At 56.7% G+C, this 1,280-nt stretch carries 1 protein-coding gene; it reads left to right on the top strand.

Annotation, left to right across the window (positions count from 1 at the left end; translation table 11 throughout):
* Positions 1-72: 72 nt before the first annotated feature.
* On the top strand, positions 73-1,280 hold a 1,208-nt coding region (locus tag CIK74_RS09430; RefSeq protein ID WP_096255881.1), incomplete at its 3' end, for an ISL3-like element ISAar19 family transposase.

Raw genomic sequence — 1,280 nt, forward strand, 5'->3', positions numbered from 1 at the left:
GAGCACGAAAAAGTCGAGGTCTTCCAGAAGAATGGAAGTTACCACACTAGCCATTTTCGAAAGACCTCGACGTTGCTCAATACTACCTTCACCGCACCAGACCTCACCACTTTCACCAATCTTGACGGCTTGGGACTGACCGCAATCGGGCAGCACCTGAGCGCAGCGAAAGCCGAAATCCTCTGCCACGTCACCAACCCGAACCCTTGGTGCCAAACCTGCGGAGCAGCAGGCATTCCACGCGATACCGTCACCCGCCGTCTCGCCCACGAACCATTGGGCTGGCGTCCCACTGTCCTAGTCATCAAACACCGCCGCTACCGTTGCGCCAATTGCCAACGAGTCTGGCGTGAAGAGCTGTCCCAAGCAGTAGCGCCACGCCAGAAAATCAGCAGGACCGGGCTACGCTGGGCGCTGGTTGGACTGGTCTGCCACCACTTGTCAGTCTCCCGAATTGCCGAAGGCCTCGGCGTCAGCTGGAATACCGCCAATGAGGCTGTGCTGGCTGAAGGTCAACGCTTACTGATTGATGATCCAACCCGCTTCGACGGGGTCAAAGTGCTGGGAGTCGATGAACATGTTTGGCGGCATACCCGAACCGGCGACAAATACGTCACCGTGATTGTGGACCTCACCTCGGTGCGTGACGGCACCGGAACCGCACGACTGATCGACATGGTCCCTGGAAGATCCAAAGCTGTATTCAAAACCTGGCTGGCTGATCAAGAAGAACAATGGAAACAGGGCATTGAAGTCGTCGCAATGGACGGTTTCACCGGCTTCAAAACAGCTGCCGTCGAGGAGCTACCCCATGCGGTGGAGGTGTTGGATCCATTCCATGTAGTCAAACTGGGTTCCGAGGCGCTGGACCAGACCCGGCAACGGATTCAACGTGAGCAACATGGGCGTCGAGGACGCAAGGATGACCCGCTTTACAAGTGCAGGCGAACGCTGACCACGGGACTATCCTTGGCTACGGAAAAGCAGAAGACCAAGCTTGAAGACCTGTTCAAGGAGCCGGAGTATGAGCCGGTTCAATTGGTCTGGAGCGTGTATCAGAAGATGGTGGATGCCTACCGGCAACCGAAGCCCGAGGTCGGACGGTGGGCCTTGGAGCAACTGATCAACGAAGTTGGCACGAAGGTGCCTCAGGGGTTGCCGGAGTTGAAAAAGCTCGGCGGCACCCTGCGCAGGAGGAAGACGGACATTCTCGCGTACTTTGATCATATTGGTAGTTCGAATGGTCCTACCGAGGCTTTGAATGGCAGGTTGGAGCATCT

This window comes from Glutamicibacter sp. BW77, from assembly GCF_002332285.1.
GTDB lineage: Bacteria > Actinomycetota > Actinomycetes > Actinomycetales > Micrococcaceae > Glutamicibacter > Glutamicibacter bergerei.